General features: G+C 63.6%; 22 protein-coding genes, 4 tRNA genes and 4 pseudogenes. 14 read left to right on the forward strand and 16 right to left on the reverse strand.

Annotation, left to right across the window (positions count from 1 at the left end; translation table 11 throughout):
• Nucleotides 1-74: 74 nt before the first annotated feature.
• The 7 genes from clpX to Q427_RS20610 form a co-directional block, all read right to left on the reverse strand.
• Nucleotides 75-1,352 carry an ATP-dependent Clp protease ATP-binding subunit ClpX gene (clpX, locus tag Q427_RS20580; protein WP_043516973.1) on the reverse strand — a complete coding sequence of 426 codons (1,278 nt, stop codon included), beginning with the start codon at nucleotides 1,350-1,352 and terminating at the stop codon, nucleotides 75-77.
• 75 nt (nucleotides 1,353-1,427) lie between these two features.
• Nucleotides 1,428-2,048: an ATP-dependent Clp endopeptidase proteolytic subunit ClpP gene (clpP, locus tag Q427_RS20585; protein ID WP_043516974.1), complete on the reverse strand. Its 621-nt coding sequence runs from the start codon at nucleotides 2,046-2,048 to the stop codon at nucleotides 1,428-1,430.
• A 97-nt stretch (nucleotides 2,049-2,145) separates the two neighbouring features.
• A complete protein-coding gene (tig, locus tag Q427_RS20590; protein WP_043516975.1) occupies nucleotides 2,146-3,516 on the reverse strand; it encodes a trigger factor in 1,371 nt (456 codons plus the stop codon).
• 298 nt (nucleotides 3,517-3,814) lie between these two features.
• A tRNA-His gene (locus tag Q427_RS20595) sits at nucleotides 3,815-3,889 on the reverse strand.
• A gap of 25 nt (nucleotides 3,890-3,914) precedes the next feature.
• A tRNA-His gene (locus Q427_RS20600) sits at nucleotides 3,915-3,989 on the reverse strand.
• A gap of 122 nt (nucleotides 3,990-4,111) precedes the next feature.
• Nucleotides 4,112-4,188 (reverse strand) — tRNA-Arg (locus Q427_RS20605).
• A gap of 68 nt (nucleotides 4,189-4,256) precedes the next feature.
• Nucleotides 4,257-4,333, reverse strand: a tRNA-Pro gene (locus Q427_RS20610).
• Nucleotides 4,334-4,558: 225 nt separating this feature from the next.
• On the opposite strand from Q427_RS20610, the gene folD reads away from it, so the two are divergent.
• From folD to Q427_RS20630, 4 genes are all read left to right on the forward strand, one after another.
• Nucleotides 4,559-5,443 carry a bifunctional methylenetetrahydrofolate dehydrogenase/methenyltetrahydrofolate cyclohydrolase FolD gene (folD, locus tag Q427_RS20615; protein ID WP_043516976.1) on the forward strand — a complete coding sequence of 295 codons (885 nt, stop codon included), beginning with the start codon at nucleotides 4,559-4,561 and terminating at the stop codon, nucleotides 5,441-5,443.
• 125 nt (nucleotides 5,444-5,568) lie between these two features.
• Nucleotides 5,569-6,078, forward strand: coding sequence for an S-ribosylhomocysteine lyase (locus tag Q427_RS20620; protein WP_051496562.1), 510 nt, complete (start codon nucleotides 5,569-5,571; stop codon nucleotides 6,076-6,078).
• A gap of 20 nt (nucleotides 6,079-6,098) precedes the next feature.
• Nucleotides 6,099-6,851, forward strand: a complete 753-nt coding sequence (gene mtnN, locus Q427_RS20625) for a 5'-methylthioadenosine/S-adenosylhomocysteine nucleosidase (protein WP_043516977.1) — start codon at nucleotides 6,099-6,101, stop codon at nucleotides 6,849-6,851.
• Between the two features lie 2 nt (nucleotides 6,852-6,853).
• Complete coding sequence (locus Q427_RS20630; RefSeq protein ID WP_051496563.1) at nucleotides 6,854-7,807, forward strand: alpha/beta hydrolase; 954 nt, start codon at nucleotides 6,854-6,856, stop codon at nucleotides 7,805-7,807.
• An 8-nt stretch (nucleotides 7,808-7,815) separates the two neighbouring features.
• On the opposite strand, the pseudogene pyrC reads toward Q427_RS20630, so the two are convergent.
• Nucleotides 7,816-8,852, reverse strand: a pseudogene (pyrC, locus tag Q427_RS20635) (dihydroorotase).
• A 233-nt stretch (nucleotides 8,853-9,085) separates the two neighbouring features.
• Here pyrC and Q427_RS20640 point away from each other — a divergent pair.
• Nucleotides 9,086-9,517, forward strand: coding sequence for a hypothetical protein (locus tag Q427_RS20640; protein WP_043516978.1), 432 nt, complete (start codon nucleotides 9,086-9,088; stop codon nucleotides 9,515-9,517).
• Nucleotides 9,518-9,531: 14 nt separating this feature from the next.
• On the opposite strand, the pseudogene Q427_RS20645 reads toward Q427_RS20640, so the two are convergent.
• From Q427_RS20645 to Q427_RS20665, 5 genes and pseudogenes are all read right to left on the reverse strand, one after another.
• Nucleotides 9,532-10,781 (reverse strand): annotated as a pseudogene (locus Q427_RS20645) (NAD(P)/FAD-dependent oxidoreductase).
• Between the two features lie 160 nt (nucleotides 10,782-10,941).
• On the reverse strand, nucleotides 10,942-11,409 hold the full coding sequence (locus tag Q427_RS20650) for a tellurite resistance TerB family protein (RefSeq protein ID WP_043516979.1): 468 nt from the start codon (nucleotides 11,407-11,409) through the stop codon (nucleotides 10,942-10,944).
• 61 nt (nucleotides 11,410-11,470) lie between these two features.
• Complete coding sequence (locus Q427_RS20655) at nucleotides 11,471-12,766, reverse strand: TRAP transporter large permease (protein ID WP_043516980.1); 1,296 nt, start codon at nucleotides 12,764-12,766, stop codon at nucleotides 11,471-11,473.
• The gene (locus Q427_RS20660; protein WP_331280673.1) at nucleotides 12,766-13,305 is read right to left on the reverse strand and encodes a TRAP transporter small permease; all 540 of its coding nucleotides are present in this window, start codon (nucleotides 13,303-13,305) and stop codon (nucleotides 12,766-12,768) included. The genes Q427_RS20655 and Q427_RS20660 overlap by 1 nt, the downstream gene beginning before the upstream one ends.
• Before the next feature lie 78 nt (nucleotides 13,306-13,383).
• On the reverse strand, nucleotides 13,384-14,367 hold the full coding sequence (locus tag Q427_RS20665; protein ID WP_043516982.1) for a TRAP transporter substrate-binding protein: 984 nt from the start codon (nucleotides 14,365-14,367) through the stop codon (nucleotides 13,384-13,386).
• A gap of 261 nt (nucleotides 14,368-14,628) precedes the next feature.
• On the opposite strand from Q427_RS20665, the gene Q427_RS20670 reads away from it, so the two are divergent.
• A complete protein-coding gene (locus Q427_RS20670) occupies nucleotides 14,629-15,399 on the forward strand; it encodes an SDR family NAD(P)-dependent oxidoreductase (RefSeq protein WP_043516999.1) in 771 nt (256 codons plus the stop codon).
• A 6-nt stretch (nucleotides 15,400-15,405) separates the two neighbouring features.
• On the opposite strand, the gene Q427_RS20675 is transcribed toward Q427_RS20670, so the two are convergent.
• Nucleotides 15,406-16,296, reverse strand: coding sequence for a LysR family transcriptional regulator (locus Q427_RS20675; protein WP_043516984.1), 891 nt, complete (start codon nucleotides 16,294-16,296; stop codon nucleotides 15,406-15,408).
• A 150-nt stretch (nucleotides 16,297-16,446) separates the two neighbouring features.
• On the opposite strand from Q427_RS20675, the gene Q427_RS20680 reads away from it, so the two are divergent.
• Entirely contained in the window at nucleotides 16,447-17,652 is a 1,206-nt protein-coding gene (locus Q427_RS20680) for a CaiB/BaiF CoA transferase family protein (RefSeq protein WP_043516986.1), read from the forward strand.
• Between the two features lie 19 nt (nucleotides 17,653-17,671).
• Nucleotides 17,672-18,586 (forward strand): hydroxymethylglutaryl-CoA lyase, encoded by a 915-nt coding sequence (locus tag Q427_RS20685; RefSeq protein WP_043516987.1) that lies wholly within the window; start codon nucleotides 17,672-17,674, stop codon nucleotides 18,584-18,586.
• Nucleotides 18,587-18,601: 15 nt separating this feature from the next.
• On the opposite strand, the gene Q427_RS36460 is transcribed toward Q427_RS20685, so the two are convergent.
• Nucleotides 18,602-18,970 carry an FCD domain-containing protein gene (locus Q427_RS36460; protein WP_331280674.1) on the reverse strand — a complete coding sequence of 123 codons (369 nt, stop codon included), beginning with the start codon at nucleotides 18,968-18,970 and terminating at the stop codon, nucleotides 18,602-18,604.
• A gap of 137 nt (nucleotides 18,971-19,107) precedes the next feature.
• Nucleotides 19,108-19,287, reverse strand: a pseudogene (locus Q427_RS36465) (GntR family transcriptional regulator); the annotation flags it as partial.
• A gap of 229 nt (nucleotides 19,288-19,516) precedes the next feature.
• Between Q427_RS36465 and Q427_RS20695 the strand changes: the two are divergent.
• The 6 genes and pseudogenes from Q427_RS20695 (at nucleotide 19,517) to Q427_RS37080 (ending at nucleotide 26,524) form a co-directional block, all read left to right on the forward strand.
• On the forward strand, nucleotides 19,517-21,070 hold the full coding sequence (locus Q427_RS20695; protein ID WP_043517001.1) for an ABC transporter substrate-binding protein: 1,554 nt from the start codon (nucleotides 19,517-19,519) through the stop codon (nucleotides 21,068-21,070).
• Nucleotides 21,071-21,220: 150 nt separating this feature from the next.
• Nucleotides 21,221-22,190, forward strand: a pseudogene (locus Q427_RS20700) (ABC transporter permease); the annotation flags it as partial.
• Between the two features lies 1 nt (nucleotide 22,191).
• Nucleotides 22,192-23,028: an ABC transporter permease gene (locus Q427_RS20705; RefSeq protein WP_043516988.1), complete on the forward strand. Its 837-nt coding sequence runs from the start codon at nucleotides 22,192-22,194 to the stop codon at nucleotides 23,026-23,028.
• 28 nt (nucleotides 23,029-23,056) lie between these two features.
• Nucleotides 23,057-24,673 (forward strand): ABC transporter ATP-binding protein, encoded by a 1,617-nt coding sequence (locus Q427_RS20710; RefSeq protein WP_043516989.1) that lies wholly within the window; start codon nucleotides 23,057-23,059, stop codon nucleotides 24,671-24,673.
• A 17-nt stretch (nucleotides 24,674-24,690) separates the two neighbouring features.
• Nucleotides 24,691-26,082 (forward strand): FAD-binding oxidoreductase, encoded by a 1,392-nt coding sequence (locus tag Q427_RS20715; protein WP_043516991.1) that lies wholly within the window; start codon nucleotides 24,691-24,693, stop codon nucleotides 26,080-26,082.
• 175 nt (nucleotides 26,083-26,257) lie between these two features.
• A complete protein-coding gene (locus tag Q427_RS37080; protein ID WP_442905541.1) occupies nucleotides 26,258-26,524 on the forward strand; it encodes a hypothetical protein in 267 nt (88 codons plus the stop codon).
• Nucleotides 26,525-26,576: the final 52 nt, after the last annotated feature.

The following is a 26,576-nucleotide window of genomic DNA, read 5'->3' on the forward strand; positions in this document are numbered from 1 at the left end:
CAGACAAGCAAAGGGGTCGCTCAGGCGACCCCTTCCACTGGCATGAGCATCGGTCAGGATCGCCTGCCGCACCGCTAGCCGTCGGTGCCGTCGACCCGCTGATCCTGCTGCGAATAGATCAGCAGCGGCTCGCTCTCGCCAGCAATGACCGTGGCGTCTATCACCACCTTGGTCACCCCTTCCATGGAGGGAATCTCGTACATGGTGTCCAGCAGCACCGACTCGAGGATCGAGCGCAGCCCACGGGCACCCGTCTTGCGGGTCATGGCCTTGATCGCCACGGCACGCAGGGCATCCTCGCGGAACTCCAGCTCCACCCCTTCCATGTCGAACAGGCGGGCATACTGCTTGACCAGCGAGTTCTTCGGCTCGGTCAGGATCTGGACCAGCGCATCCTCGCTCAACTCGGTCAGGGTGGCAATGACCGGCAGGCGCCCGACGAATTCGGGAATGAGACCGAACTTGACCAGATCATCCGGCTCGACATCGGCAAGCAGTGCACCGATGCCCTTGGCCTCGTCCTTGCTCTTGACCGTGGCGTTGAACCCGATGCCGCCCTTCTCGGCGCGATCACGGATTACCTTGTCCAGGCCGGCAAAGGCACCACCGACGATAAACAGGATATTGCCGGTATCGACCTGCAGGAACTCCTGCTGGGGATGCTTGCGCCCCCCCTGGGGCGGCACGGAGGCCGTGGTGCCCTCGATCAGCTTCAGCAGTGCCTGCTGAACGCCCTCGCCGGAGACATCCCGGGTAATGGAGGGGTTATCTGACTTGCGAGAAATCTTGTCGATCTCGTCGATGTAGACGATACCGCGCTGGGCCTTCTCCACATCGTAGTCGCACTTCTGCAGCAGCTTCTGGATGATGTTCTCGACATCCTCCCCGACATAGCCCGCTTCGGTCAGCGTCGTGGCATCGGCGATGGTGAACGGCACATTGAGCAGCCGAGCCATGGTTTCCGCCAGCAGGGTCTTGCCGCTACCGGTGGGACCGATGAGCAGGATGTTGGACTTGCCCAGCTCCACGTCATCGGTCTTGATGCCGGCGCGAAGCCGCTTGTAGTGGTTGTAGACGGCTACGGACAGCACCGTCTTGGCGCGGTCCTGGCCGATGACGTAATCGTCCAGGGTGCGACGGATCTCGCGGGGAACGGGCAGCCGTTCCTCATCGCTCTCGGCGTCGGCATCGAGAACTTCCTCGCGAATGATGTCGTTGCAGAGATCGACACACTCGTCGCAGATATAGACGGACGGGCCTGCAATCAGCTTGCGCACTTCATTCTGGTTCTTGCCACAGAACGAGCAGTACAGCAGCTTGCCGCCCTCGTCCTTGCCTTTGCCGTCGGCCATTCGCGTACCTCTGTCGCTTCGGCGGCCAGAAACCGCCGGATTTCACGTGTGAAGGGCGTTTATCGAATCACGCTATCAGGATGCGGGCCGCTTATCCAGTACAGCATCGATCAGGCCATATTCCGCCGCCTGCTTGCCATCCATGAAGTTGTCGCGATCCGTGTCTCGCGCAATCGTATCGAAATCCTGGCCGGTGTGATGCGCCAGAATACGATTGAGCTTGTCCCGTATACCGAGTATCTCACGGGTGTGAATCTCGATATCGGAGGCCTGCCCCTGATAGCCGCCCAACGGCTGGTGGATCATCATCCGTGAATTGCTGAGGCAGTAGCGCTTGCCGGGCGCACCGCCAGCCAGCAGCAGAGCACCCATGCTGGCCGCCTGACCGATGCAGACGGTGGATACATCCGGCTTGATGAACTGCATGGTGTCATAGATCGCCATGCCCGCGGTCACGGCGCCACCCGGCGAATTGATGTAGAGATGGATGTCCTTGTCCGGGTTCTCGGACTCGAGGAACAGCATCTGCGCCACCACCAGGTTGGCCATGTGATCTTCAACCGGCCCCACCAGGAAGATCACACGTTCCTTCAGCAGGCGAGAGTAGATGTCGTAGGCCCGCTCACCGCGTGCGCTTTGCTCCACTACCATCGGCACCAGGCCGCCGGCGTTATGAATCTCGAACTCGTTGCTCATCAGTGTGATGTCCTTGCATCCGATGAATGGAAGCGTAATACCCCCTTCCGGTACCTGCCAGCCTCGGCAGCTCCGGAAGGGGCAGCCGGCGAGGGGGTCAGCTCTTGGCTTCCTGCCCCTCTTCGGCTTCGGTCTCACTGGCGGCTTCGTCATCCTGCTCGGCTTGCTGCTGAGCAGCGGCCAGAGCCTGCTGATAGCTCATCTCGACGTCCTTGACGGTCGCCTGCTCCAGCAGCTTGTCGACCGCCTTCTCTTCGAGAATGGCTGACTTGACCTGGGTCTTGAGCTGGTCGTTACTCATGTAGTAATCGACGACCTGCTGCGGATCCTGATACTGCTCGGCCAGCTCCTCGACCTTGGCACGGATCTCGTCATCGGTGGCGTCAAGCTCACTGGACTTGATCACCTCGGCCAGCAAAAGGCCTACCTGAACGCGCCCCTTGGCCTGCTCGGCAAAGAGTTCGTTGGGCAGCTGAGTGACATCGAAGTCCTCGCCCAGGCCGAACTGCTGAGCCGCCTGGCGCTTGAGCGCATCGGTCTCCTGCTGCACCAGCGTCTGGGGCACCGGCACGTCATTGGCCTTCTTGAGCGCTTCCAGCACCTGCTGCTTGACGCGATTGTCGACGGCCTGCTTCGCTTCGCGGGCCATGTTCTTCTTCACCTCGGCACGAAACTTCTCCACATCGCCGTCTTCCACACCGAAGCGCTTGATGAACTCTTCGTCGATCTCGGGCAGTGCCTGGCCCTTCACTGCATGGACCTTGACCTTGAAGGTGGCTTCCTGGCCGGCCAGGTGCTCGGCCTGGTAATCCTCGGGAAAGGTGACCTTGATCTCCTTCTCGTCACCGGCCTTGGCACCCTCCAGCTGCGCTTCGAAGCCGGGGATGAAATTACCGGATCCCAGCACCAGCTCGTGGCCTTCGGCGCTGCCGCCTTCGAAGGGCTCATCGCCGAGGAAACCCTCGAAGTCGATCTTGACCTGGTCACCGTCAGCGGCGACGCGGTCGACCTCTTCCCAGGAAGCATTCTGCTTGCGCAGTGTGTCGATCATTTCCTCGAGGTCGGCATCGGTCACGTCAACCACAGGACGCTCGACCTCGGTGCCATCGATGGAGGCCAGCTCGATCTCCGGGTAGACCTCCAGGTTGGCCACGAACTCCAGATCCTTGCCCGCCTCGTTCACCTTGGGCTCGATACTGGGAAAACCGGCGGGATTGAGGTTCTCTTCCGAGATGGCCTTGACGTAACGCTCGCGCATCACTTCGCCCACCACTTCGTCGCGCACGTCGCGACCGTAACGCTGGCGCACCACCGACATGGGCACACGCCCCTTGCGGAAGCCGTTCAGGCGCACGTTCTTCGCAGTGTCCTTGAGGCGAGCCTCGACGGCTTCGTCGACCTCGGCCGCTGGCACCTGAAACGTGACACGGCGCTCGATCTGGGAAGGCGTTTCGACGGAAACTTGCATGAATAGTCCTCTACCGACTGGGGGCGTTCTGTTGAAAGCATGGAAGGTCAAAAGAGGGATTCTAAGAACCCCGGCCTGCGCTGGCAAGCGCCATGCCCATAGGATTGGGGCATCGGGCAAGAATACAAGGGGTCCAGGGCAATCGGCACAGGCAGTTGAACGACGAGATCATGGGCGATGACGAACAAACCGGAGACGAAAAACCGGACGCGCGGGAGGAACGACCCTGAAAAGGCTGACGCAGGAACAGGAGGGGGAAACAGGGAAAGAACAGACGCAAGATCAGGGCAGCTTGCAATGGGGTGGATGATGGGGTTCGAACCCACGACCACCGGAGTCACAATCCGGGGCTCTACCACTGAGCTACATCCACCACTGCAAGACCTGGAGCATCGATATGGGGTGGATGATGGGGATCGAACCCACGACCACCGGAGTCACAATCCGGGGCTCTACCACTGAGCTACATCCACCATAACGACAACTCGAACTACCGGTACCGCTTTCCGGCACCAACTGGCCAGTCATCAAGCCAACCCACAATCCAGTCGGCACAACACTGAACCAGGAACAGCCACTGCCACAACATGCCTAATGGCACGCCCAGCAGGACTCGAACCTGCAACCTACGGCTTAGAAGGCCGTTGCTCTATCCGGTTGAGCTATGGGCGCATTCTACGTTCCATGGCGTCTGACCGCAACCCTGATTGAGCAATTTCCTTCGCACAAACAAGAAGTTGTGGTCGGGGCGGAGGGATTCGAACCCCCGACATCCTGCTCCCAAAGCAGGCGCGCTACCAGACTGCGCTACACCCCGCCGGTCTTCGCACGGCCCCGATGCCGCCACAAGGCCTCATCGAGCGCTGCGTATTCTACGCGAGAATCCTCCGGGGTCAATAGCCGCCTGACTGGCCGGGCCTTTTTTGCGCTTTGCCTCGCGGCCCCGGCATGCGAAAATCAGCCCCCTTCCTGCACCGGCCAGCCTCCACCGCAGGTGACGCTTACGCCGGCCAGCCCACCATCAAAGCACGAGGAAGACACGATGTCCGCCCAACTCATCGATGGCAAGGCCATTGCCGCCCAGGTCCGCCAACAGGTTGCTCGCCAGGTCGAGAGACGCCATGCGGACGGCAAGCGGACCCCCGGCCTCGCCGTCGTACTGGTGGGCGACGATCCGGCCTCCCGGGTCTACGTCAACAACAAGCACCGTGACTGCGAGCGAGCCGGCATCCTCTCCTTCCTGCACATCCTGCCGGCAGAGACATCCCAGCTGGCGCTGGAGAACATGGTGGACGACCTGAATGCCGACCCGAGGGTCGATGGCATTCTCGTGCAGCTCCCGCTGCCCGACCATCTCGACGCCCGCCCCATACTCGAGCGAATCCTGCCCCACAAGGATGTCGACGGCTTCCACCCCTATAATCTCGGGCGCCTCGCCCAGCGACTGCCGATGCTGCGTCCCTGCACGCCCAAGGGAGTGATGACGCTGCTGCAGGCCAGCGGCCTCAAGGTGCGCGGCCTCGATGCCACCGTGGTCGGCGCCTCCAACATCGTCGGCCGCCCGATGGCACTGGAACTGATGCTGGCCGGATGCACCACGACGGTGTGCCATCGCTTCACCCGCAACCTGGAGGAGCACGTCAGGCGTGCCGAGCTCCTGGTTGTGGCAGTGGGCAAGCCCGGCCTGGTGAAGGGCGAATGGGTGCGCGACGATGCCATCGTCATCGACGTGGGCATCAACCGCGAGGAGGACGGCCGCCTGGTGGGCGACGTCGACTTCACCAGCGCGGCCGAACGTGCCGCCTGGATAACCCCCGTCCCCGGCGGCGTCGGCCCCATGACCATTGCCTCCCTGCTGGAAAACACATTGCTCGCCGCCGAGATGCATGACGCCATGGAACAGGAGGCACTGTCTGCCCAGGCCTAGGAGCCTGTCGGACTTAACGCTGACCTGCTGCGAGATCCGGTCAAATCCGACGCACTCCTGGCGCCTGACAAGAGCGCACACCTCGGGTAGAATATGCACTCCCTTTTTCAGCCCCGAGGCCGCCCATGAGCGACAAGATGAACGTCGAAAGCTTCAACCTGGATCACACCAAGGTGAAGGCTCCCTACGTGCGCCTGGCCGACATCAAGACAGGCCTCAACGGCGACACGATCCACAAGTACGACATGCGTATCTGCCAACCCAACCAGGAACACATGGAGATGCCTTCGCTGCACTCCCTGGAGCACCTGATGGCCGAGCTGTCACGCAACCACTCGGATCGCATCGTCGATATCAGCCCCATGGGCTGCCAGACCGGCTTCTATGTGGCACTGATCAATCACGACGACTATGACGACGTGCTGAACCTGCTGCAAAAGACCCTGGAAGACGTGCTTGAAGCCGACGAGGTTCCCGCCTGCAACGAGATGCAGTGCGGCTGGGCAGCGAGCCACAGCCTGGAAGGCGCCAAGCAGGTTGCGCGCGGCTTCCTGGCCAAGCGCGGCGAATGGGCCAGGTCTTCGCAGCACAGGCTTGATGACGGCTCGACGGCTTTGCCCCCTCTGACTCAGTGACACCGGAGACACCCCCAACGATGAAACGCATCGGCATCATCGGCGCCATGGCCCAGGAGGTCGACTACCTCGCCTCTCTGCTGGAAGGTCGCCGCACCCGCACTCACGTGGGCTGCACCTTCCACCATGGCATGCTCCATGGTGTCGATGTGGTGATCCTGCAGTCCGGGATCGGCAAGGTAAATGCCGCCATCGGCACCACCCTGCTGCTGGATGTCTACAAGCCGGAAGCGATCATCAACACCGGCTCTGCGGGGGGATTCGGTGAAGGCCTGGAAATCGGCGATGTGGTGGTGTCAAGCGAGGTACGGCATCACGACGTGGATGCCGTCGTATTCGGCTATGAACACGGCCAGGTGCCCATGATGCCGGCGGCCTACCTGCCCGACGAGCGCCTGGTGAAGGTCGCCCGAGAGTGCGTCGAGGCGCTGGGAGAAGTCCGCGTGGTGGAAGGCCTTATCGCCACCGGCGATGTCTTCATGGCCTGCCCCGAACTGGTCCTCAAGACGCGCACGCGCTTTCCCACGATGCTGGCGGCCGAGATGGAGGCCGCAGCCATCGCCCAGACCTGTCACCTCTATGGGTGCCCCTTCGTGATCATCCGCTCCCTGTCGGATATCGCCGGCGGCGGCGACAACCACCTCTCCTTCGATGAGTTCCTGGAAAAGGCGGCCGCTCACTCCGCGCGCATGGTCGAAACCATGGTGGCGCGCCTGGCCGACCCGGCCCCCCAGGCCGAGGGAGCCGGCAAGCCCAGGGCGGCTGTCGGATAACCATGTCATCTTTCGGGGGGTTGCGAAGGCTGTTGTTGGCAGTCACTGCCAGCCTCCCGCTGCTGGCAAGCGGCGGCTGCGCCATCACGCCACTGACCAGCCCCGCACCGCTGACATCAGCCACTCAGGACACCCCGGCGCAACCGCCCTACACCTTCCAGCGATTGAGCCGCCAGACCTATACCCCCGCCGACTGGCCAGAACCGCTCGGCGCCGATATCTACCTTCCCGATACGCCCGGCCAGACTCGCCGGCCGGCCGCCCTGGTCGTCCATGGCGGCGGCTGGCAGAACCGCAGCCCGCAGGACATGAGAGGCATCGCCGAACGGCTGGCGAGCGAGGGCTTCGTGGTGGCCAACGTTCAGTATCGCTTTGCCCCGACATATCCGTTTCCTGCCCAGTTGCATGACCTGCAGCAGGCCATGGCCTGGCTGCACCGGAAAGCGGACGAGGACGACTGGCGCATCGATACCGACCGAATCGTCGGGGTCGGCTACTCATCGGGAGCCCACCTCGTCAGTCTGCTGGCACTCAAGGGCGCCGTGGGGACGCTCTCGCAACCCTACGGGGGCGAACATGCGCGACTCGCGGCAGTACTGGCCGGAGGGACGCCCAGCGACCTGTTCAAATTCGACGATGGCCGGCTGGTGGTGGAGTTTCTTGGCGGCAAACGGGCGGAAGTGCCAGAGCAATACGAGCTCGCGTCACCGGCTCGTCACATATCACCGGACGCCCCGCCCTTCTTCCTCTTCCATGGCACCTGGGACCGCCTGGTACCGGTTGATCATGCGACCGATTTCCACGCCCTCCTGCAGCAGGCCGGCATAGAGAGCGAGCTCTATCGTCAACCACTGCGGGGCCATATCACAAGCTTCCTGACCAGTGGCCGCGCCATTGGCGCGGGCATCGATTTCCTGAGGCGCCAGGGCCTGACCCCGGCACTGCCGCCGGGGTAGCACGAGTATCAGTCACGCAGCTTCCATTCCAGGGCTTCGCCCGCCTTGAGGGGCACGATCCGCTGGCCCGGGATATAGGGAAGCGACTGGGGCAGCTCCCAGGTCTCACGCACCAGTGTCACCGTATCGGCATTGCGCGGAAGGCCGTAGAAATCGGGACCGTGGTGACTGGCAAACCCCTCCAGCTTGTCCAGGGCGCCAGCCTGCTCGAAGGCCATGGCATACAGCTCGATGGCGGCCGGCGCCGTATAGGCGCCCGCGCAGCCACAGGCGGACTCCTTGTCTCCCTGGGCATGGGGAGCACTATCGGTCCCCAGGAAATACTTGCCGCTACCCGAGGTCGCCGCCGCCAGCAACGCTTCACGATGGCGCTCGCGCTTGAGGATCGGCAGGCAGTAGTAGTGCGGTCGGATCCCCCCCACCAGCATGTGGTTGCGATTGAACAGCAGATGGTGGGCGGTAATGGTTGCGGCCACGTTGGCCGGCGCCTGGGCAACGAAAGCTGCGGCATCGGCGGTGGTGATGTGCTCGAAGACCACCTTGAGAGTCGGGTGCCGCTCCAGCAGCGGCGTCATGACCCGCTCGATGAAGACCGCCTCGCGGTCGAAGATATCGATCTCGCTATCGGTGACCTCGCCGTGAACCAGCAGCGGCATGCCCAGTCGGGCCATGGCGGCGATCGCTGCATCGCAATGCGCCAGATCCGTCACGCCGGACGCCGAGTTGGTCGTCGCTCCGGCCGGATACAGCTTGACGGCATGGATCATGCCGCTGGCATGGGCACGCTCGATCTCCTCCGGCGGCGTATCGTCGGTGAGGTAGAGGGTCATCAATGGCTCGAAACCGGAGCCTGGGGCCTGGCCGCCAGGATCCGCTCGCGATACGCCTGCGCCTGATCGGTGGTGGTCACCGGGGGCGTCAGGTTGGGCATGATGATGGCACGGCCCATCTGCCGCGCAGTGGCGGGCACCACGGCCTGCAGCGCCTCACCATCGCGCAGGTGAAGGTGCCAGTCGTCGGGTCGGGTCAGGGTAATAGCGTTCACGGCATGTCCTGTTGTCAGCGGTAGTCGGCTGGGATCGGCAGGGGAATGGCGGGCGACAGTATAACGCAAGGCGAGGCTGACTTGGCGCGCCATCGAGGCGCAACGCCAGTTGCCACGAGCGGCGGCACCCCGTCACGCCGCAAGACAATCTTCGGTGACGACGCCCCAAACCGCAGCATGCAGTGCCGAATTGCCGTATCATCGACGCCGTTTTCACTGCAAGAGACGTTGCCATGCCCAGGGTTCGCCACTACGCCGATATCGTCGCCATTCTGGCCGGCCTGATGTGGATTCTGGTCTTCTGGTCGATCAGTATCTCCGCCCGCCTCGACAGCATCGAGCCTACCCTGGCCGCCCTGCTCGCCCTAGGCGCCATGATACTGGTCAGCTTCGTCCACCGCCCCTTTCGCGTCCATCTCAGTCGCTATCACGTACGCAAGCGCCGGACCGAAATGTGGATGCACATCCTGGCGCTGCCAATGGCCTTGGCCCTGCTGCTGGGCGGCCTGATCGAAACGCTGATCGCCCCGCTGAGCGGACAGCAGAAGATGCTGCTGTTCAACGTCCTCGCCACGGCCGGCTGGGTCGTCTATGTGATGACCCTGGTTATCAAGTTCATGCATCACCTGCTGCGCAGGCGCCGCCATCGTTCGAGCGGTAACTGACAGGAGGCGAGCCCTCAGTGGCCGAAGCGATCGGCACGGAACGGCGACATATCCACCGCCGGCACCTCCCCCTCCATCATTTCGGCCATCACCCGGCCGGTGACCGGGCCCATCGTAAATCCCTGGTGCCCGTGGCCGAAGGCAAACCACAGGCCGTCGTGCAGCGGTGCCGGGCCAATGACCGGCTTCATGTCCGAGAGGCAGGGTCGCGCACCTTTCCATGGCTCAGGGTCGAGGCGCTCGCCCAGTGACGGATAGAGCCTTCTGGCCTCCCGCTCGGCGGCATCGAGCTGGCCATAGTGGGGCGGCGCGTCGAGAGGCTTGAGCTCTGCACCGGTCGTCAGGCGAATGCCGGCGCGCATGGGCGCCAGGATGTAGCCGACTTCGGCATCGGCCAGCCAGTAATGCAGTTGCCCGGTTGCTTCTGCAGCATAGTGCATGTGGTAGCCCCGCTTGACGAAGGTTGGCATACGATAGCCAAGGCGTTTCATCCATCCGCCGGCCCAGGGGCCCAGGGCCACGACCACCTCCCGAGCCTCATGGGCGCCCCCCTCGGTATCCACCCGCCAGTGCTGGCCATTGCGGCTGACATCCAGGATCTCGGACTGCAGGAAGCGGCCGCCCTCGCGCTCGAAGCTGCGGGCGTAGGCCGCCACCAGGCCGCCCGGGTCTTCGACGCCCCAGGAGTTCGTCCAGTGTATGGCACCGGTTGCCCTGTCGGAGAGCTGGGGCTCGCGTTGCTGGAGCCCAAGCCTGTCCAGCGCCTCATGGGTCACCCCGAAACGCTCGGCAGCGTCACGGGCCTCCTCAAGGCGCGCATCCAGCCCGGCCTGGCTGCGATAGACCTCGAGCCAGCCATCCTTCCTGATCAGCCACCGGCATCTGCGGCCTCGATCATCGGCTCATGCTCCTGGGTCGACAGCATGATCAGGGAGGCATATTCGGGAATGATGCGCGCATGACGCCGGGGCATCGAGTGGCGCCAATAGCCGAACAGTGGCCCGGCGGCTTCCAGCATGCCACGGAGGTTATAGCGGATATCCACCCGGCGATTGGGGAGGACGGACAGCAGCTTGCCCAGCCCCTGGGGAAAGGGGTAGGGCCGCACCGCCTCGCGTTGAATCAGGCCACCGTTGCCGAACGAGGTCTCCTGACCCGGCGGGCGTCGGTCGATCAGCAGAACCGACCGGCCACGGCGGGCCAGATGCCAGGCAATGGAGACCCCGACCATGCCGGCCCCCAGTACGATGGTTTCGCGAGACATGCCACTCCTCCAGGTTGCGCGAACGCTGCTCGTCCGCCGTCGAGCGCTCATTCTAACAGCGCCGGCCATATGGCGCCGACGGCTTCGCGCCGGGACTGACCCGGGTCAAGCGATCGATCAAGTGGAGGCTAACGGACAGGTCGTGCGACGCAAGCGACCCTCAGGAGGGGCCGGCCGCGCCCTGGACCTGGAGTTTGGCACGGATGAAGTCGGAGTGGCTGACATGCAGCAGATCCGCCAGCCTGCGGATACGATGCTCCTCCAGTGCGTTGTGCCCATCTTCCGCATCTGCGTAGGCCAGCAGCCACATCATCCTGACCAGCTCAAAGCGCTGGTCATAGGAGTAGTGCTGCTTGACGAGGCTGACGAACTGGTAGTGATCCACGGATGTCTCGACCTCCTCCCTGGCCAGGTCCATCAACTCCTCGACGGCGGCATCCTGCAGATGGAAATGCTGCTTCAGCAGCTGCCGCAGGGCATCGAGCTGCGCCTGATCAGTGTGGTAATCGGCGCGCATCACCTCGCACAGCAGCGCGGCGGCGGCCAGCTCGAGGGTCGGCGAAGGATCCGGGCTGGACTCCGGCTCGGCAAGGGCTTCCTGAAAGAACCGCGCGATGCTTGCAAGCATTTCGAACTCCCGACGGTATTCGGACATCAGACAGGCAGTCGAGTATTAGCGTTCCCATGATTCAGTAGCCCATGATCCCAGGCAGCCAGGTGACGAGACCGGGCAGGGCGATCAGGATCAGGATGGTCGCCAGGATCGGAATCAGGAACGGCAGTATCGAGATCACGATCTGGGAATAGCGCAGCCGCGTGATACCCACCATCAGGAACAGAACCGTGCCGAATGGGGGGGTAATGACCCCCACCGACAGGGTGATGACCATGATGATGCCGAAGTGGATCGGATCCAGGCCGGCGGCCAGCGCCGCTGGCACCACGATCGGCGTGAAGATCAGAATGCTCTCGATCACCGACATGAAGCAGCCCACCACCAGGAAGAACAGCGCGAAGGCGAGCAGCAGCAGGATCGTCGGCATGTCGACGCCCGCCACCTGCCCGGCCAGTGCCTGGGGGATACCGATGCGAACCAGAATCCAGCCGTAGAAGCTGGAGACCGCGATGATCAGTAGAATGGCGGCGCTGAACATCAGGGTACGAATGAAAGAGGCATAGAGGTCACGAAGCTTGAGGTCACGATAGACCAGCGTGCCCAGGATGACCGCATAGATCGAGGCCACGGCCCCCGCCTCCGTCGGCGTGAAGAAACCGGTCCAGATGCCGCCGACGATGATCGCCGGCATCATCAGCGGCAGTATGGCCCGCTTGCCGGTGCGCACGACCTCCTTGCCGTCGAACGGTGTCGCCGGTGGCATGGCGACCCGCTTGCCGGCACCCAGAACCAGCGTCATCCCCATCAGCAGCAGTGCCATGAGCATGCCGGGCACCAGTCCCGCCATGAACAGCGCCCCGATGCTGACATTGGCCAGCCAGCCGTAGACCACCAGCGCAATGCTCGGCGGCAGGATGGGGCCTATCACGCTGGATGCCGCCGTGATGCCCGCCGAATAGCCCAGATCGTAGCCCCGCTCCTTCATGGCCTTGATCTCGATGCTGCCGAGGCCGGCCGCATCGGCTACCGCCGTGCCGGACATGGTGGCAAAGATCGAGCTGGCCACCACGTTGGCATGACCCAGCCCACCCTTTGTAAAGCCGACCAGCGCGGTGGCGAAGTCGAAGATACGGGTGGTGGTCGAGCCGGTGTTCATGATGTTGGCCGCCAGGATGAACAGCGGAATCGCCAACAGGGTGAAATTGTTCAGTGTCTGCACCATGCGCAGCGAAAGCAGCTCCACCGGCAGCCCGCCTGCCCCGGTAACGCCCAGCGCAATGAAGGAGGTGATACCGATTGCCACCACCACCGGCAGGCCAATGGCCATCAGCAACAGCAGGCCACCAACGAAAATCATCAGCTCCTGCATCAGTCCGCCTCCTGGGATGAACCCGCCACTGAGTTCCATTCCACCGGACCACGCAGGGCCTGCCAGGTCGCCAGCAGCGTCATGCCGGCGAAGCCGATGAAGATCCCGTAATAGAGATAGGTGAAACTGATGCCCAGGGAGACGGTCCGGTTATTGGCGCTGGCGATCGACATGGCAAGGGAACCGTATGCCGCCAGGCCGAAGAAACCTGCCGAAAGCAGGGCCACGAGCCGGTACTGGATGTGCCGAGCCAGGGCACCCATGCGGTGGCTGAACAGGTCAACCAGAAGGTGCTCGCCCCGCACCCAGGCAGAGAGTGAACCGAAGCCCACCGCATAGATGGCCAGCAGTGTCGCGACCTCCTCCGTCCATGGCATGCTGAGCCCGATGATGTCACGCACCACGATGGCGGCAACGATCAACACCAGGACCCCGGCCAGCAGCATCACGCCCAAGGCGTCACAGATTCGCGTAATGACACTGAGCAGGTGATAGGCCAGCCGGTCAACACCGCTGGCGGGAGGTGGGGATGTCGTCAAGATGGAGTCCTCCAGGCAGGAAGCGCCAGCGGCGTCCCGAAGGGCGCCGCTGGCAAGGTCGGTCAGTGACGATAGTGATCAGTCGTCGCTGGTACCACCCAGGGCATCGTCCATCACCCCATCGGCCATCTCGGAGAGGATGCGCTCGATGGCCGGCAGGCCGGCCTGGCGGAAGGGCTCGACATCCGGCTCGATGATGGTCATGCCGGCCTTTTCAAGCTCTTCGAGATAGTACTCGTCCAGCTCACGCTCCACTTCGGTGCCGTGCTGGCGGGCGACATGAATGGCCTCGGTGATCAGCGCCTGATCCTCGGCATCCAGGCCTTCCCACCAGCGCTTGCTGGCCACCCAGTTCCAGGGGAACATGACGTGGCTGGTCATGATGATATGGTCCTGAACCTCCCACAGCCGACGGGTGTAGGGAGAGGAGAGCGAGTTCTCGTGGCCATCCACCTGTCCCGTCTGCATGGCGAGATAGATCTCGGGTGCCGGAACGTTGACCACCTGGGCACCGATCTCTTCCCACACCTCGAGCCACACCGGCAACGACGGCAGACGCAGCCGGAAACCATCGAGATCATCCGGACTGTGAATCGCCTTGTTGGCGGTCATCTGCCGCGGGCCGCGATGCTGGGTCCCGAAATACTTGATGCCGCCCTTCTCCTCGGCGATCTCGACCAGCCGTTGGCCGGAGGGGCTCTCCATGTAGGCATCGACCTCGTCCCAGGTCGAGAACACGAAGGGCACCGTGATGGCGTCATACTCGGGAGCATACTGCTGCCGCCAGTTGCCACCGGTAATGGAGATCTGGGTCTGGCCCAGGTTGAGCAGTTCGAGGATCGCATTCTCACCGCCCAGCGAACCGGCCAGGAAGGGACGGACGTTGAAGCGTCCCGGCGCCTGCTCCTCCAGATATTCGGCAAAACGCTCGACGGCGGCGCTTTCGGAGCCGCCCTCGCTCATGGTGTTGTTGACCTGAATCTCGATGGCGCTGGCGGCGGCAAAGGGGGCGGCACTGAGCATTCCCAGCGCTGCCAATGAGCCAAGCAGTGACTTTCGCATCGTGCTCTCCTGACAATTATCGTTATTGAGGGCTTATCGTCGTTGTTTGATCTTGAAACAAGCGAAGGGCTGGCTCAAATCGGCTTTGATGAAGGCAGGCTTCGTCAATCACGATGGCTAGCGGGTGCCACACCATGCCACGGTTACTCTCATCAGACCGTGACTACACGACCAAAGACTAATACCAGAAGGCCCTTCATGGGCTGCCAATGATGTGGAGACCTGTCACGACGGCCCATCACACTGAACGGAGCATTCATGATGCACGAAGCCACACCCATTGCCTTCATCACCGGTGCGACCTCGGGGATCGGCCAGGCCTGTGCCCACCGCCTCGCCGCTGCCGGGTGGGGGCTGGTACTCACCGGACGGCGGGAATCACGCCTGGAAGCGCTGCGCCTGGCGCTCGGCGACAGGGTGCCGGTGCATGTCGCACCCCTGGATGTCACCGATCATCGCGCAATAGAAAAAGTGGTGAACGACCTCCCGCCCCCTTTCGACAACATGCGCCTGCTACTCAACAACGCAGGGGTGGCACTGGGCAAGGGGCCGGCCCAGGAGGCCAGCCTGGACGACTGGCACGCCATGATCGATACCAATATCAAGGGTCTGGTCAGCGTGACCCGCCTGCTTCTGCCCAGGCTGATCGCCCACGGCGAAGGCGCCACGGTGATCAACATCGGTTCCATTGCCGGCCACACGCCCTACCCCGGCGGCCACGTCTATGGCGCCTCGAAGGCCTTTGTCGAGCAGTTCAGCTACAACCTGCGCTGCGACCTTAGCGGAACCGGTGTGCGGGTCACCGACCTGGCACCCGGCATGACCGAGAGCGAATTCACTCTGGTCCGCATGAAGGGCGATCAGGACAAGGCCGAGGTCTACTATGAGGGCACCCGCGCGCTCCAGCCGATCGACGTGGCCGAGCAGGCCCTGCATATCGCCGAGCTCCCCGCCCACGTCAACATCACGCGGCTTGAGGTCGCCCCGCTGTGCCAGCAGTGGTCGCCCTTTACCATCGTTCGCGACAGCTGAACCGGCTCAGGCAGGCGCAGTGAGATGGTCCACCAGGTGTCGCGCGATCACCGGGAGGCCATCGTACTGCCTGACGCCGATTACCAGTTCACGCCTGGCCCACTCATCGCTCAGGGGTATGCTGCACAGCTGCAAGTCTCGCAGGTCGCGATAGATGGTCTGCTCCGGCAGCACGCCGACCCCCATGCCATGGTGGATCATGCGGCAAATGGCATCGAAGCTGCGCACCTGGATACGCATGCGAAGCGTCTTGCCCTCGCGACCTGCCTGCTCATGCAGCAGGGACTGCAGGGAGGTATCCTGCTGAAGACCAATGAAATCATACTCGGTGGCCTCGTGAAGCTGGATCGACTGCCGCTCAGCCAGCGGATGATCGCGTGGTGTCATCAAGACCAGGCGGTCACAGCGATAGGGCAGCAGTTGGAGGGTGTCGCAGGGTACGTGCCCGGCGAAGATGCCCACGTCGGTCAGGCCATCACGAACGGCCGCTATCACCTCCGAGCTGATCCGCTCCTGGAGGTCGATCTTGATCTCCGGGTAGAGGCGGGAGAAGGCGCTGAGGTCCTGAGGGAGAAAGGCGATGATGGCCGAGGTATTGGAGTGGATGCGCACATGCCCCCGGACTCCCTCTCCGTATTCGCTCAACTCCGCGCTCAGGCGCTCGATATCCTCGAGAATCCGCCGGGCGTGATGCAGGAAGGCATGCCCGGCCGGCGTCAGCTCCACCCCCCGTGGCCTTCGATAGAGCAGCGAGGTACCCACCAGCGACTCGAGATCACTGATGCGCTTACTTACCGCCGCCAATGCCATGTGCTCCCGCTCTGCCGCCGCGGTCAATCGCCCTTCGTCGGCAATCGACACGAAGAGCTTGAGTGTCACGAAATCGAAGCGTCGCACGGCTTGGCATCCTCCGGGCTGGTCACAGGGCAACCAGGCAATCTTACGCCATGTCTTCGTCATGGACGAACCCTGTCTTCCCTTTTCCTGAATTGTTGCCACCGTTGGCGTATCGCATCCTGACTGGCATTCGCGCAAGGAGTGCTTACCATGACGAACCCACAAGACCGACGCTTGCCACTCGAAGGCTTGAAGGTTCTGGAGCTCGGCCAGCTGATCGCCGGCCCCTTTGCCACCAAGCTGCTCGGCGAGTTCGGCGCCGACGTGATCAAGTTCGAGCCACCGGGCACCGGCGACCCGCTTCGCAAATGGCGAATGATCGAGGAGGATACCTCGCTCTGGTGGCACGTACAGACCCGCAACAAGCGCTCCCTTTCGCTGGATCTGCGCAGCGAGGAAGGCCAGGCCCTGGTCCGCCGTCTCGCCACCGAGGCCGACGTGCTGGTGGAGAATTTTCGCCCCGGCACCCTGGAGGGCTGGGGGCTGGGCTGGGATACGCTCTCGGCCCTCAACCCGGCGCTGATCATGGTACGTGTCTCCGGCTACGGTCAGACCGGCCCCTATCGGGACAAGCCCGGTTTCGGCGTCATCGGCGAAGCCATGGGGGGACTGCGCTACCTCACCGGGCATCCGGGCGAGCCCTCGGTGCGGGTGGGCGTCAGCATCGGTGATTCGCTCTCTGCCCTGTACGCCGTCATCGGCACCCTGCTGGCGCTGCAGGAGCGCGCCCGCAGCGGGCTGGGCCAGGTCATCGACGTCGCCCTCTACGAATCGGTCTTCTCCATGATGGAGAGCCTGCTGCCGGAATATGACGCCAGTGGGGAAATTCGCCAGCCCAGCGGCAGCGCCCTGCCCGGGATCACCCCGTCCAATGCCTACCGCTGCCATGACGGCGGCTATGTGCTCATTGCCGGCAACGGCGACAGCATCTTCAAGCGACTGATGGGGGTAATCGGCCGGGAGGACCTGGCCCGGGATACGACTCTCGCCCATAACGACGGACGCAGCCGGCATGCCGACCTCATCGATGGCGCGATCGAGGCGTGGACCCAGGCGCGCTCCCGCGACGAGATCATCGAAAAGCTCGAGGCCGCCCGGGTCCCCGTGGGCTACCCCTATACGGCAGCCGATATCGCCAGCGACCCCCACTACCTCGCCCGGGAGATGATCCAGACCTTCGTCCGGCCCAACGGCAAGCCGCTCAAGGTACCCGGCGTACTCCCCAAGCTGAGTGCCACGCCCGGGCGGCTCGGAAATGGCGGTCCCGCCCTGGGACAGCACACCGACGAAGTACTGGACGAGCTGGGTATCGACGACGAGACCCGGGCCAAGTTGCGGCAGGCCGGCATCATCTGAACAAGCCCCAGGAGGCTCCATGGCACGCCTACAGATCAATGAGGTGGCACCCCGAGACGGCTTGCAGATCGAAGCCGCCTTCGTCCCCACCGCAGACAAGATACGCCTGATCGATGCCCTGTCGGCCACGGGACTGGCTCGCATCGAGGCGACATCGTTTACCTCGCCGAAGGCCATTCCTCAGCTGAAGGACGCCGAAGAGGTCGTGCGCGGCATCCTGCGCCGGGAGGCGGTGGGCATCACCGTTCTGGTGCCCAACCTGCGCGGCTGCGAACGTGCGCTCTCTTGCCAGGTGGATGAAATCAACCTGGTGATGTCGTCGAGCGACTCCCACGGCCTGGCCAATCTGCGCATGACGCCGACCGAGTCACTGGAGCGGTTCAGAACCATCCTCGAATCCACCGCCGGTAGCGGCGTCTTCGTCAACGCCTCCCTCTCCACCGCCTTCGGCTGCCCCTTCGAGGGCGAGGTGCCCCCGGCACGCGTATACGAGCTGGTCGGGAAACTGATCGCTATCGGCGTCGACGGCATCACGCTGTGCGACACCACCGGCATGGCCAACCCGGCACAGGTAGAAAAGCTGTGCAAGGACGTGCTGGCTCGCTGGCCCGGGACGCCCTTCACCCTGCATTTCCACAATACCCGAGGCATGGGGCTGGCCAACGCCCTCGCCGCCTGGCAGGCCGGTATCACACGCTTCGATGCCTCGCTGGGCGGGCTAGGGGGGTGTCCTTACGCCCCCGGGGCCACCGGCAACGTCTGCACCGAGGACCTGGTGCACATGTTCGAACAGATGGGGGTCGATACCGGCGTCGACCTGGACGCCCTGCTGGCCGTATCGGCCACCCTGCCCACCCTGGTAGGCCATGACACGCCCGGGCAGGTGGTCAAGGCGGGGAAGGCGGATCGCCGCTATCCCATGCCCCGTTTTTAGGCCCATGCCGAGCCGCTAGGGGACGGTCTCGCCGATCCCCTGGACCACATAGTCCCGGGCCACGCCGATATGGTAGTCGACGGCCTCGCGACAGCGTTCGGGATCCCCGCTGGCCAGGGCGTCGAGCAGCAGCCAATGGGACGTCGAGATACTGTCGGGGTCGGCATGGGTCTTGCCGATCAGGGCGATGCAGAGACGCAGCTCGTGGGTGATGTCATCGAACGCCTTGAGCAGGCGTCGATTGCCGGAAAAAGTGATCACCAAGCGGTGGAAAACCAGGTCCTCCTCGATCTTGCGGCTCTCGCTGTCGCCGCTGGCGACCTCGCACATGACTTCCACCTGGTTACGTAGCCTCTCCTCCTTGTCGGCATCGAAATTCTCCACCAGGCGCGCATGGCATGCCGCTCCAAACACAGGCGGAGATCGAAGATGTCGTTGAGTTCGGCGGCATCCAGGGCGCGGACGAAGAAGCCTCGCCGGGGCTGGGATACGAGCAGGCCACGGCTTTCCAGCAGGCGCGCCGCCTCGCGTACCGGGGCGCGACTGACGCCCAGGTCGCGAGCCAGCTGTACCTCGGACAAGCGTTCGCCCGGGGCAAACTTCTGGCCAATGATCGCCTGAGTCAGGTAATCGGCGACTTGCTCCACCAGGTTGCGCTGCTGAATGAACGTGGAATCACCTATCGCGTTGCTTGAAGACATGCTGACTAGGCTCTTGGAAGAGATGTTGAGCCTAGAGTATGACTCAAGCAGACTATCTGTCGACCTCTCTGTCGACCGTCGATTGCCGACTGTCGACAGCTTCGATTGCCGCTGCTATGGTCAATAGGAATGCTCAAGAATGTCATCAACCTCTCGGCATCGATAAAACAAGACAGCAATGACAAAACAAGACAGCAATGACAAAACAAGAAGGAACGCGATAATGATGATGAAGACACCGTTGGCCACCGCCATCGCCGCCTTGGCCTTTACTTCCACGTTCGCCCTCGCCGAGGAGCCCCGGTCCGGCGGCACCATCAACACCATCATACAACCCGAACCACCGGGCCTGGTGCTGGGCATGGTCCAGAACGCGCCGACCCGGGTCGTGGCCGGCAATATCTACGAGGGTCTGCTGCGCTACAGCACCGACCTCGAGCCTCAACCACAGCTGGCCGAATCCTGGGACGTCAGCGATGACGGCCTGACCTGGACGTTCCATCTGCGCGAAGGTGTACTCTGGCACGACGGCGAGCCGTTCACCGCCGCCGACGTGGTCTTCTCCGCTGACGTCTTCCACCGCGAGTTGAACCCCAGTGCCCGCGCCGTCCTTCAGCACGTCGAGAGCATCGAGGCGACAGACGATCATACGGTGGTTTTCACCCTCTCCGATCCCTTCGGTCCCTTCCTGCTCTCCTTTGAAGCCGGCACTTTCACGATGATCCCCAAGCATCTCTATGAAGGCACCGACTTCCGCGACAACGAACACAACAATCACCCCATCGGCACCGGGGCCTTCAAGTTCGACAACTGGGATCGCGGCACCGTCATCCAGTTGGTCCGCAATGACGACTACTACGAAGACGACCTGCCCTACCTGGACGGCATCAACTGGCACATCATCCCCGATGGTGCATCCCGCGCCGTGGCCTATGAAAACGGCACCGTCGACGTACTGCCCAACGGCACGGTGGAAAACTTCGACATCCCGCGCCTGGCCGCCCTGGACAACACCTGCATCACCGACGAAGGCCACGAGTACTTCAGCCCCTTCGCCATGCTGTGGATGAACAACCGCGAGGGCCCCACCGCCGACAAGCGCTTCCGCCAGGCGGTGATGTATGCCATGGATCGCGAGTTCGCTCATGAAGTGCTGTGGAACGAGCTCGGTAACGTGCCGCTTTCCGCCTTCGGTTCCAATGCCCGCTTCCAGAACGACGAGCTTGACCCCTACGACCACAACCCGGAGCGGGCGCGGGAACTGCTCGACGAGATGGGCTATGACGGCGAGGAGGTGCGCCTGCTGCCGCTGCCCTACGGCGAAACCTGGACTCGCTGGGCCGAGGCCGTGCAGCAGAACCTGCGCGAAGTGGGCGTCAATGTGCGGACCCAGTCCACCGATGTGGGCGGCTGGAACCAGCGCCTCTCGGAGTGGGACTACGACATGGCCTTCACCTTCCTCTACCAGTACGGCGATCCGGCACTGGGCATCACGCGCTCCTACCTCTCGGACAACATCGAGAAGGGCTCGCCCTGGAACAACGTCGGGGGCTACGAAAACGAGCGGGTCGACGAGCTCTTCAACGCGGCCGCCACCGCCTTCCCCGATGAAGAGCGTGAAGCCCTCTACCACGAAGCCCAGGAAATCATCCACGAGGACGTACCGGTGGGCTGGCTGATGGAGCTCGGCTTTCCGACCATCTACCGCTGTGACGTGAAGAACCTGATCACTTCCGGCGTCGGGGTCAACGACGGCTTCAAGGATGCCTGGCTCGACCGCTAATCCATTAGCGTACCAAGCGGGGGTGGCCTGGCCGCCCCCGCTGTTCCCGGTAAGCACTTATTGAAGCACTGATCGAAAGCACTGATCGATGGGCGGTATCCGAGCACGACATGGATCAGGGCTTTCATCTCGATTGCTGAGGCCCCCCGCATGCTCTATGCACGCTTGATCCTGATGCGGCTGCTCAAGGCCGTCGTCGTCCTGTTCATGATCGTCATCTTCAATTTCTTCCTGATCCAGATGGCGCCCGGCGATCCTGCCGCGATTCTGGCCGGCGAGGCCGGCGCTACGGATCAGGAATTCCTGCGCCAGCTGCGTGAGCGCTTCGGACTCGACCAGCCCCTCTATGTCCAGCTGTGGCGCTATGTCTCCGGCATCGCCATGCTCGATTTCGGTTTCTCCTATCGTCAGCAGATGCCGGTCCTCGATCTGATCCTGGCCCGCCTGCCCGCCACCCTGCTGCTCACCGGCACGGCCTTCGTGCTGTCGCTGGCACTCGGCATCCTGGCCGGCTCCATGGCGGCGGCCCGGGTCAAGAAGCCCTCCGGCTCCATCATCATGCGCTTGCCCTGATCTTCTACGCAACTCCGCTGTTCTGGGTGGCACTGATGGCAGTTCTGCTGTTCTCGGTCTATCTCGACTGGTTGCCCGCTTACGGCATGTACACCGTGGGGGCGGGGCTCGACGGCTTCGCCTGATACTCGATGTGGCCAAGCACCTGGTGCTGCCTGCCACCACCCTGGCGCTCTTCTTCATGGCCATCTATACCCGCATGACCCGGGCGTCCATGCTCGAGGCCAGCCAGCAGGACTATGTCAAGACCGCCCGTGCCAAGGGCCTGAGTCCACGGGTGATTCAGCGACGGCATATCCTGCGCAATGCCCTGCTTCCCATCATCACCCTCGCCGGCCTGCAGGCGGGCCAGATGGTGGGCGGTGCCATCCTCACCGAGACCGTGTTCGCCTGGCCCGGCATCGGCCGCCTGATGTACGAAGCATTGATGCAACGCGACTACAACCTGCTGCTGGGGATCTTCTTCTTCTCCGCCGCTCTGGTCATTGTCTTCAACATCATCACCGACCTGGTCTATCGCCTGGCGGATCCGCGTATCAAGGAGGCTCATGAGCTTCTTCGCCCGTTTCGCCCAGAACCGGGGTGCCCTGATCGGCCTGGTCATTCTGTTGACGATCATCCTCATGGCCATACTCGCTCCCTTTCTCTATCCGGAATCCCCCTGGCGCATGGTCCAGCGCCCCTTCCTGGCACCCATGGAGGTGGAAGGCTTCCTGCTGGGCACCGACACCATGGGGCGTAACGTTGCCGCCGGCATCATGCACGGCGCCTGGGTATCGCTGCTGATCGGCCTCGTCTCGACGACCGTGGCACTGGCGATCGGTGTCCCCCTGGGCGCCATTGCCGGCTACTACGGGGGCCTCATCGACGATGGCCTGATGCGCTTCACCGAGTTCTTCCAGACCATTCCCAACTTCGCCCTGGCCATTGTACTGGTGGCGATCATGCAGCCCAGCGTGACCTCCATCGTGCTGGCCATCGCCATCGTCAGCTGGCCGCCGGTGGCCCGTCTGGTACGGGCCGAGTTCATGTCGCTGCGTAATCGCGAATACGTGGAAGCGGCCCGGCTCGTGGGCCAGACCAACCGCACCATCATCCTGCGCCAGATCCTGCCCAACACCCTGTCCCCGATCATCGTGCTCGCCTCCCTGATGGTGGCCACCGCCATCCTGCTCGAATCGGCGCTGTCCTTCCTGGGGCTCGGCGACCCCAACGTGATGTCCTGGGGCTACATGATCGGCGCCGCCCGGACCGTGATCCGCCAGGCCTGGTGGCTGAGCTTCTTCCCCGGTCTCGCCATCCTGCTGACGGTGCTGGCACTCAACCTGGTGGGCGAGGGTCTCGATGACGCCCTGAACCCGAAACTTTCCCGCGAACGCTCGTAAGCGCCGGACCGCCAAGAAGGAGAGTCCCATGAGTGAACCCGTACTGAGCATTCGCGGCCTGACCATCGCACTGCCCAAGGGCGCCGATCGCCCCTACGCCGTGGAGGATGTCAGCTACGACGTGGCACGCGGCGAGATCATGTGCGTGGTGGGCGAGTCCGGCTCGGGCAAGTCCATGGCGGCCAACGCCCTGATGGGCCTGCTGCCCAAGGGGGTGCGCCCCACCGCCGGCGAAGTGATCTTCGACGGCCAGGACCTGTTGACGCTGACCGAGAAACAGCACCGCAAGCTGCGCGGCCTGCACATCGGCATGATCTTCCAGGAGCCCATGACGGCCCTGAACCCGCTCATGCGGGTCGGTGCCCAGATCGCGGAGGTCTTCGAGGCCCACGGCAAGTACAACGGCAAGGAGCGCCAGGCCCATGCCCTGGCACTGCTGGAGGAGGTGGGCATTCCCCAGCCTGACAAGGCCATCCGCGCCTATCCCTTCCAGCTCTCCGGCGGCCAGCGCCAGCGGGTGATGATCGCCATGGCCCTGGCCCTGGAACCGAAGCTGCTGATCGCCGACGAGCCCACCACTGCCCTGGACGTGACCACCCAGGCGCAGATCCTGGAACTGATCCGGGACCTGCAGAAGCGTCGCGGCATGTCGGTGATGTTCATCACCCACGACTTCGGCGTGGTGGCCGAAGTCGCCAACCGGGTCTGTGTCATGCGCTACGGCCAGATCGTCGAGCTCGGCCCGGCCAAGGAGGTCCTGGAAAATCCCCAGCACGAGTACACCCGGGCGTTGATCGAGGCGATACCCAGCAACATTATTCCCGAAGCCCGTGGCGGCGAACGACCCGCCCCCCTGTTGGAGGTGAAGGGGCTCAACAAGGTATTCCGTTCAAAGGGGGGCCTGTTCAAGGCAGCGCGTGAAGTTCGTGCCCTGGACGACATTTCCTTCACCCTGGCCCCCGGTGAGACCGTAGGGATCGTCGGTGAATCGGGTTCGGGCAAGTCGACATTGGGCCGCTGCGTGGTCCGTCTCGAGCGCCCCGACAGCGGCACGCTGTCGCTCTCCGGCACAGACTTCACCACGCTGACCGGCGAAGCGCTGCGCCAACAGCGCTGGCGCGTGCAGATGATCTTCCAGGACCCTTACGCCTCGCTTAACCCGCGCACCCGCGTCGGCTACGCCATCGCCCAGGGCCCCATGGCCAACGGGGTGCCCCGGGAACAGGCCATGAAGCAGGCCGGGGAACTGCTGGACCTGGTGGGCCTCGGCGCCGTGGCGGTGGATCGCTTCCCCCATGAGTTCTCCGGCGGCCAGCGCCAGCGCATCGGCATCGCCCGCGCCCTGGCCCTGAACCCCGAGCTGATCGTCGCCGACGAGGCGGTATCGGCGCTGGATGTCTCGATCCAGGCCCAGATCCTGGAACTGCTGGAAGACCTCAAGCAGAAGCTGTCGCTGTCGCTGCTCTTCATCACCCACGACCTTCGGGTGGCGGCCCAGATCTGCGACTACATCATCGTCATGCAGAATGGCCGTATCGTCGAGCAGGGCACGGCCGAGAACGTCTTCCTCTCGCCCAAAGAGGCCTATACCCGTGAGCTGCTGGAAGCTATCCCCGGCCGTGCTCACGAACGGGAAAGCGCATGAAGGATCAAGGACAGCGAATGGAAGCCTTACTCAAGGAGATCGCGGCCGTGGTTGGCCCAGGCAATGTGCTGACCGGCACCGACGTCACCCAGCGACGGGTGGACTGGATGACCGGCGCCCCCTGCCAGGCGGCCGCCATCGTGCGGCCCGCCGATACTCGCCAACTCTCTGCCGTGATGCGGCTGTGCCATGGCGCCAACCAGCCGGTGGTGACCCATGGCGGCCTGACCGGGCTGGTACATGGCGGAGAAACCTCTCCGGACGAACTCGCCATCTCGCTGGAACGGATGACCGCCATCGAGGCCGTCGACCCGGTGGGAAACACCATGACCGTCGAGGCCGGCGTGCCGCTCCAGCGGGTGCAGGAGCTTGCCGATGAACACGACCTCCAGTTCCCCCTGGACCTGGGGGCGCGTGGCTCCTGCACCATCGGCGGCAATATCGCCACCAATGCCGGCGGCGTGCGGGTCATTCGCTACGGCATGATGCGCCAGCAGGTACTGGGGCTCGAAGCCGTGCTGGCCGACGGTACCGTGATCAGCTCCATGAACCACATGCTCAAGAACAATGCCGGCTACGATCTCAAGCAGCTCTTCATCGGCAGCGAAGGCACCCTGGGCATCGTGACCCGGGCGGTGCTACGACTCCAGCCGAAGATGAGCAGCGAACAGACCGCACTGGTCGCCTGCCCCTCGTTCGAGGCTCTCACCGGGCTCCTGCAGCACATGGGCCATACCCTGGGTGGCAGTCTCGGCACCTTCGAGGTCATGTGGCGCAACCACTACGCCCTGCTCACCGTGGAGAGCGGGAGGCACACCCCACCCCTGTCCAGCGATTCGCCTTTCTACGTGATCGTCGAATCCCTGGGCATCGATGACGAGACCAACGCGGCGAGCTTCGGCCAGGCCCTGGAGCGCGCCTTCGAGGCCGGCCTGATCGTCGACGCCGTGCTCGCCCAGTCCGACACCCAACGCCACGGCATCTGGGCAATCCGCGAGGATATCGAGGGACTGATCCTCAACCTGGCACCGCTGTTCACCTTCGACATCAGCCTGCCCATCCCCGAGATGGAGGCCTATACGGATCGACTGGAAGCCGCCTTGCGCCAGGATTGGCCCCAGGGGCGCATGGTGGTGTTCGGCCACCTGGGGGACGGCAACCTGCATGTCTCCATCAGCGTGGGCAGCGCCGCACCCGAGGCACGCCGGGCTGTGGAGCGGCTGGTCTATACCCCGCTGGCCGAGCTGGGCGGCTCGATTTCCGCCGAGCATGGCGTCGGGCTGGAGAAGCGTGATTACCTGGCAATCTCACGCACCCCCGAGGAGATCGCCTTGATGCGCACCCTGAAACAGGCCCTGGATCCTCGCAACCTGCTCAACCGCCACAAGGTATTGGCCCCGGAGGCCTAGCCGCCATGACGGTCCCTGCCTCCCCCGCCCTGCTGCAACGCACCGGCGTCACGACGGCGCTGTTGATTGGCGCGATTGGCCTGTTCTGGGGAGGCAACTGGCCCGCCGTCCGCTTCAGCCTGATGGACATCCCCCGTTCAGTCTCAGGGCCATCGGCTTTACCGTCGGTGCCATGATGCTGCTCGGCTGGGCCTGGATCCGAAAATTGCCGTTGGCCATCAGTGCCGAGGAGTGGCCCTGGCTGATGATTGCCGGACTCTTCACCATTCTCGGCTTCAATGTCGGCACCGCCTTCGGCCAGTTGCACATGCCCACCTCCCAGGCGGCCATCATTGCCTTCACCATGCCCTGCTGGGCACTGTTGATGGCATCGGCATCCTCGGCGAGCGCATCACCCGGCGGCAGTGGCTGGGCCTCGCTCTGGGCCAGGCGGGCCTGCTGATACTCCTGGGSCCSGCCGCCTGGCAGGCCGGCTCGGAGGGGCTCGTCGGCCC

This window comes from Halomonas sp. BC04 (assembly GCF_000568385.1).

Excerpts from the sequence above, each read along its gene's own strand:
- clpX (WP_043516973.1), bottom strand. The coding sequence starts at position 1,352 with ATGGCCGACGGCAAAGGCAAGGACGAGGGCGGCAAGCTGCTGTACTGC.
- clpP (WP_043516974.1), bottom strand. The coding sequence starts at position 2,048 with ATGAGCAACGAGTTCGAGATTCATAACGCCGGCGGCCTGGTGCCGATG.
- tig (WP_043516975.1), bottom strand. The coding sequence starts at position 3,516 with ATGCAAGTTTCCGTCGAAACGCCTTCCCAGATCGAGCGCCGTGTCACG.
- folD (WP_043516976.1), top strand. The coding sequence starts at position 4,559 with ATGTCCGCCCAACTCATCGATGGCAAGGCCATTGCCGCCCAGGTCCGC.
- Q427_RS20620 (WP_051496562.1), top strand. The coding sequence starts at position 5,569 with ATGAGCGACAAGATGAACGTCGAAAGCTTCAACCTGGATCACACCAAG.
- mtnN (WP_043516977.1), top strand. The coding sequence starts at position 6,099 with ATGAAACGCATCGGCATCATCGGCGCCATGGCCCAGGAGGTCGACTAC.
- Q427_RS20630 (WP_051496563.1), top strand. The coding sequence starts at position 6,854 with ATGTCATCTTTCGGGGGGTTGCGAAGGCTGTTGTTGGCAGTCACTGCC.
- Q427_RS20640 (WP_043516978.1), top strand. The coding sequence starts at position 9,086 with ATGCCCAGGGTTCGCCACTACGCCGATATCGTCGCCATTCTGGCCGGC.
- Q427_RS20650 (WP_043516979.1), bottom strand. The coding sequence starts at position 11,409 with ATGCTTGCAAGCATCGCGCGGTTCTTTCAGGAAGCCCTTGCCGAGCCG.
- Q427_RS20655 (WP_043516980.1), bottom strand. The coding sequence starts at position 12,766 with ATGCAGGAGCTGATGATTTTCGTTGGTGGCCTGCTGTTGCTGATGGCC.
- Q427_RS20665 (WP_043516982.1), bottom strand. The coding sequence starts at position 14,367 with ATGCGAAAGTCACTGCTTGGCTCATTGGCAGCGCTGGGAATGCTCAGT.
- Q427_RS20670 (WP_043516999.1), top strand. The coding sequence starts at position 14,629 with ATGCACGAAGCCACACCCATTGCCTTCATCACCGGTGCGACCTCGGGG.
- Q427_RS20680 (WP_043516986.1), top strand. The coding sequence starts at position 16,447 with ATGACGAACCCACAAGACCGACGCTTGCCACTCGAAGGCTTGAAGGTT.
- Q427_RS20685 (WP_043516987.1), top strand. The coding sequence starts at position 17,672 with ATGGCACGCCTACAGATCAATGAGGTGGCACCCCGAGACGGCTTGCAG.
- Q427_RS20695 (WP_043517001.1), top strand. The coding sequence starts at position 19,517 with ATGAAGACACCGTTGGCCACCGCCATCGCCGCCTTGGCCTTTACTTCC.
- Q427_RS20705 (WP_043516988.1), top strand. The coding sequence starts at position 22,192 with ATGAGCTTCTTCGCCCGTTTCGCCCAGAACCGGGGTGCCCTGATCGGC.
- Q427_RS20710 (WP_043516989.1), top strand. The coding sequence starts at position 23,057 with ATGAGTGAACCCGTACTGAGCATTCGCGGCCTGACCATCGCACTGCCC.
- Q427_RS20715 (WP_043516991.1), top strand. The coding sequence starts at position 24,691 with ATGGAAGCCTTACTCAAGGAGATCGCGGCCGTGGTTGGCCCAGGCAAT.
- Q427_RS37080 (WP_442905541.1), top strand. The coding sequence starts at position 26,258 with ATGCTGCTCGGCTGGGCCTGGATCCGAAAATTGCCGTTGGCCATCAGT.